Here is a 4910-nt window from a genome sequence, read left to right as displayed (position 1 = left end):
GGCCGGCGCCGACTCCTGGTTCGTCGCCGACAACGCCACCGGCCGGATCCTCGAGTTCGCCTGGGACGGCTCCCCCGGCCGGGTCTTCGAGACCGGCATGGCCGGTGTCACCGGGCTGGCGGTGTCCGAGGACGGGCGCACCCTGTACTTCGCCGACACGGACTCCGACGGGGTCTACAGCCTCGCGCTCGGCTGACCCAGGCGACGGGGGCCCGATCGCCTCAGGCGGCGTCGAGGTAGAGGTAGTCCTCCCAGTGCGGGCCGATCTCCCGCAACTGGGACACCAATCGCCAGGTCCGGCCCCGCGGGGCGGCGAGGGGGACCCGCAGCTCCCATCCGAGCTCGGAGAGCAGCTTGTCGGCCTTGCGGTGGTTGCACGGCGCACAGGAGGCGACGCAGTTCTCCCAACTGTGCGCTCCCCCGCGGCTGCGCGGGATGACGTGGTCCACGGTCGTGGCCTTCGCGGTGCAGTAGCCGCACCTGTGGCCGTCGCGGTGCATGAGCGCCGCGCGGGTCATGGGGACCTGCGACCGATACGGGATCCGCACGTATTCGCGTAGTCGGATCACCGACGGCACGCGGATCGCGGTGTCCACCGAGCGGACCAGGAGCTCGACCGGGTGGTCGTGAACCACGTCGGCCTTGCCGCCGATCAGCATCACCACCGCGCGGCGGGCGGGCAGGGCCGTCAGGGCCTCGTAGCTGGCGTTGAGCAGCAGGACGCGCGGGGCGGACGCGAGCGGGACGTGCCGGTCCGGGACCGGTTCCAGCCGGGAGGGGGCTCGTGAACCCCGTTGTCGGTACTCCGTGTTCTCGCGCACTGCAGTGCCCATGGTCGGTCTCCGCTCGTCTGCCCCGAGCCCAGTGCATCAGCCGTGTCCGGGCTCGTCGTGAACCTCGCCTGCCACGATGATGCACCTTCGGTGAACACTTCGTGCGGCTAACGCGTAGCAGAAGGTGGCCGACCCGGCCGGTTCGGCCCGGCGGGCGGGCGGATCCGGGTCGCCGTCGCGGGACCTCGTCGTCGTCGTCTCCCGCGGGTTTCCTGCCGCCGCCGCCCACCCGCCACCACCTGCCCAGGGGCCCCACGGACACCTGGGCAGGCATGATGGGAGGCATGAGCAGCAGCACTTTTTATGACGAGATCGGTGGAGCGGAGACGTTCCGGAAGATCGTCCACGAGTTCTACCGCCGGGTGGCGGGCGACCCCGTGCTGCGCCCGATGTACCCCGAGGAGGACCTGGGGCCGGCCGAGGACCGTCTGCGGATGTTCCTCGAGCAGTACTGGGGCGGTCCCACCACCTACTCCGAGCAGCGCGGGCACCCGAGGCTGCGGATGCGGCACAACCCGTACGTCGTCGACCGAGCCGCCCACGACGCCTGGCTCACCCACATGCTCGCCGCAGTGGACACGATCGACCGCGAGACGCTGGACGACGAACACCGGGCGGCGCTCATCGACTACCTCACCCGCGCCGCGGCGATGATGGTCAACACCGCGGAGATCGGGTGAGGCCTCCCTCCCACGCGACGCGCCGGTGGGAGGACATGGTCCTCTACCAGATCTACCCGCGGTCGTTCGCCGACTCCGACGGCGACGGCGTCGGTGACCTGCAGGGCGTGATCGACCGCCTCGACCACCTGGACCATCTGGGCGTCGACGGGGTGTGGTTCTCCCCGATCATGCGCTCCCCCGGCGCCGACCACGGATACGACGTGTCCGACCCGCGGGACGTGGATCCGCTGTTCGGCAGCGTCGACACGCTGCGTGAGCTCCTCGGGCGCCTCCACGCCGCCCGCAAGGTGCTCATCATGGACCTGGTGCCCAATCACACCAGCATCGAGCACCCCTGGTTCGCCGCCGCGGTCGCCGCCGGACCGGGCAGCCCGGAACGCGCGCGCTACCTCTTCCGGGACGGCCGCGGCGAGGACGGCTCCGAACCGCCGAACAACTGGCCGTCGGTGTTCGGCGGACCCGCCTGGACCCGCGTCACCGAGCCCGACGGCACGCCCGGCCAGTGGTACCTCCACCTCTTCGCCCCCGAGCAGCCGGACCTGGACTGGACGAATCCCGAGGTCGCCGACGATCTCGAGCGGACCCTGCGGTTCTGGCTCGACCTGGGGGTGGACGGCTTCCGGATCGATGTGGCCCACGGACTCGCCAAACCCGACGACCTGGCGGATCTGCCCGACGACGTGGAGATCGCCCAGCTCGTCGTCGACCCCCGCGACGCGCGCTGGGACCGGCCCGGCGTCCACGACATCCACCGACGGATCCGCCGCGTCCTCGACGACTACCCGGGCGCGGCCACCTTCGGCGAGGTGTGGGTGGGACCGATCGAGCGGTTCGCCCGCTACCTCCGACCCGACGAGCTGCACTTCGCGTTTCACTTCGCCCTCACCGGCGCCCCCTTCGACGCTGCGGCGATCCGCGAGGCCATCGACTCCACACTCGAGGCCACACGCGTCTCGGGGGCGGCACCCACGTGGGCGCTGTCGAATCACGACGTCGTCCGCGAGGTGACCCGCTACGGCAACGGGGCCGTCGGCACCGCCCGGGCCCGCGCCATGCTCCTGGTGACCCTCGCACTGCCGGGGATCGCGTTCGTCTACAACGGTGCCGAACTCGGTCTGCCCAGCGATTACGCGATCCCCCACGACCGACTCACCGACCCGACCTGGGACCGCACCGGCCACGCCGAGATGGGCCGTGACCACTGCCGCGTGCCGATCCCGTGGGAGGGCGACCGGCCCCCGTACGGGTTCTCGACCGCCGACGACACCTGGTTGCCGATGCCCGAGGGATGGTCGCACCTCACGGTCGCCGCCCAGCGGGAGGACCCCGACTCCGTGCTGTCGCTGTACCGGTCGGCGATCGGGATCAGGCAGTCGTGGCCCGCGGCGGACACGGAAGCGATCGTCTGGGAAAGTGAACTTGACGGGTGTCAGGCGTTTCGGCGCGAAGGCGGCGGGATGCTGTGCATGATCAATACATCCCCTCGGACGGTGCCCCTGCCCGGCGGCGAGATCCTCCTCGCCTCCGGCCCACTCGACGGGAGGGATCTGCCACCGGACACCGCCGTGTGGCTGCAGGACTCCTGAAGGGCTTCGGCGTGCGACTTTCCGACAAGACCGCGATCGTCACCGGCGGTGCCGGCGGGATCGGCCGCGGCATCACCCGTGCGTTCGTCAAGGAGGGCGCCAACGTCCTCGTGGTGGACATCAACGACGACGCCGGGGACGCGCTCGCCGCCGAGCTCGGTGAGCAGGTGCGCTTCCTCCACTCGGACATCTCGGTCGAGGCCAACGCCGCATCGATCGTCGCGGCCGCCGTGGAGGCGTTCGGGCACCTCGACGTCCTGGTCAACAACGCCCACGCGTCCCGACAGGCACCACTGCTCGAGACCACCGGCGACATGATGGACCTGTCCTTCTCCACCGGCTTCTACCCGACGTTCTGGCTGATGAAGGCCGCGCACCCGCATCTGGCTGAGCGGGACGGGTCGGTGATCAACTTCGCCTCCGGCGCCGGCATCGACGGCAGCCCCACCCAGGCGTCGTACGCCGCGGCGAAGGAGGCGATCCGCGCGATCAGCCGGGTGGCCGCCAACGAGTGGGCGCGCGACGGGATCAACGTCAACGTCATCTCCCCCCTCGCGCTCACCGAGGGCGTGGAGGCCTACATCGAGGCGAACCCGGGGATCGAGAAGCGGCTCCTGTCCGGGACCCCGATGCGCCGTTTCGGGGATCCCGAGTCCGACATCGGCCGGGTCGCGGTCTTCCTGGCCAGCGACGACGCGTCGTACATGACCGGCCAGACGATGATGGTCGACGGCGGCGGGCTCATGCTCCGCTAACCGTCGTCGGAGCCGACGCGCAACCTCGGCACGAGCACGTCGCGGACCGTCTCGGGGTTGCGTTCGACCACCACCCAGCGCCGGCCCAGTGCACGGGCCGCGACCGCCGTGGTCCCGGACCCGGCGAACAGGTCCACGACCAGTTCGCCGGGGTCGGTGGCCAGTTCGACGACCCGCCGCATCAACGCTTCAGGCTTGGGGGTGCGGAACCCGTCGACCCCGGCCGCCCTCAATTCGGCTCGCGCGGTGTCCGTCGAGCCGACCTCCTGGGACAGCCAGATGGTCTTGAGCTTCTTGATCCGCCCCGCCTCGAACCGGTCACGTTGGTAGATGTCCACCCGGGGGCCCGAGCGACCCTTCACCGTCCGGCACACCAGGTCGCCGACGCGTTCCCGTGCCCGCTCTCGCGACCACCGCCACACCGCAGGGGTGAGATCGCCGAAGACCGGGAGGATCTCTTCCAGTCCCCCGCCCGGTTCCACCGACACCTCGCCGGTGCCCGGGTCGCCGTACAGCGGGTACGTCATGGTGGGCGTGGTCCGCGGGTTGAAACGCTTGTTGGTGTTGCGCAGCGGTAGGAGCCGGAAGCTGACCCCGTCGACGCCCCGGTGCGGGAAGTCCGCCGGATCGACCGCCGAAGCCACCCCGCCCGCCAGCCGCACGTGCTCGGGGTCACGGGCGTACACCATCAGACGGTCGTGCGAACCGGCGAAGAAGCGGTCCAGTTGCCGTCCCTTGGGGTTGCTCTCCACCGTGAGGTCCGCGATGAACGCGTCGGCGCCGAAAATCTCGTCGAGCAGGCAACGCACCCGGTGGGCTTCGGCGTCGTCGAGGTGTACCCACACGGTTCCGGTCTCGGCGAGCAGGTCGTGGGCCACCACGAGCCGGGTCTCGATGTAGTCGAGCCACTCGTGGCGCGGCATGTTGTCGTGGTAGGCGTCGAACCGGCCCCCGCGGTTGTACGGCGGGTCGAGGTAGACCACCTGCGCGGCGCCGCAGGGCGCGAGGCCGTGCGCGTCCAGCGCGTCGTGGGCCTCGGCGATGCGCGCGCCG

Annotated in this window: 6 protein-coding genes; 4 read left to right on the top strand and 2 right to left on the bottom strand. The window is 70.9% G+C overall.

Going from position 1 to position 4910, the window contains the following annotated elements; translation table 11 throughout:
• Positions 1 to 196: hypothetical protein (locus tag G6020_RS08410; RefSeq protein WP_206682218.1), on the top strand; the 196-nt coding region annotated here is incomplete at its 5' end.
• Between the two features lie 25 nt (positions 197 to 221).
• On the opposite strand, the gene G6020_RS08405 is transcribed toward G6020_RS08410, so the two are convergent.
• Entirely contained in the window at positions 222 to 833 is a 612-nt protein-coding gene (locus tag G6020_RS08405) for an HNH endonuclease (RefSeq protein WP_182610314.1), read from the bottom strand.
• A gap of 284 nt (positions 834 to 1117) precedes the next feature.
• Between G6020_RS08405 and G6020_RS08400 the strand changes: the two genes are divergently transcribed.
• Genes G6020_RS08400 through G6020_RS08390 form a run of 3 tightly spaced genes read left to right on the top strand, consistent with a single transcriptional unit; the run spans position 1118 to position 3857 of the window.
• The gene (locus G6020_RS08400; RefSeq protein WP_182610313.1) at positions 1118 to 1513 is read left to right on the top strand and encodes a globin; all 396 of its coding nucleotides are present in this window, start codon (positions 1118 to 1120) and stop codon (positions 1511 to 1513) included.
• A gap of 35 nt (positions 1514 to 1548) precedes the next feature.
• A complete protein-coding gene (locus G6020_RS08395) occupies positions 1549 to 3102 on the top strand; it encodes a glycoside hydrolase family 13 protein (protein ID WP_182610312.1) in 1554 nt (517 codons plus the stop codon).
• Between the two features lie 11 nt (positions 3103 to 3113).
• On the top strand, positions 3114 to 3857 hold the full coding sequence (locus G6020_RS08390; RefSeq protein ID WP_069390064.1) for an SDR family oxidoreductase: 744 nt from the start codon (positions 3114 to 3116) through the stop codon (positions 3855 to 3857).
• On the opposite strand, the gene G6020_RS08385 is transcribed toward G6020_RS08390, so the two are convergent.
• Positions 3854 to 4910 (bottom strand): site-specific DNA-methyltransferase (locus G6020_RS08385; RefSeq protein ID WP_182610311.1); only part of this gene is annotated, 1057 nt, incomplete at its 5' end. The genes G6020_RS08390 and G6020_RS08385 overlap by 4 nt on opposite strands.

The organism is Dietzia sp. B19, assembly GCF_014145155.1.
In the GTDB taxonomy this organism is placed as follows: domain Bacteria; phylum Actinomycetota; class Actinomycetes; order Mycobacteriales; family Mycobacteriaceae; genus Dietzia; species Dietzia natronolimnaea.
The sequence above is the reverse complement of the archived record's forward strand: the minus strand, read 5'-3'. Positions and strand labels throughout refer to the sequence as shown.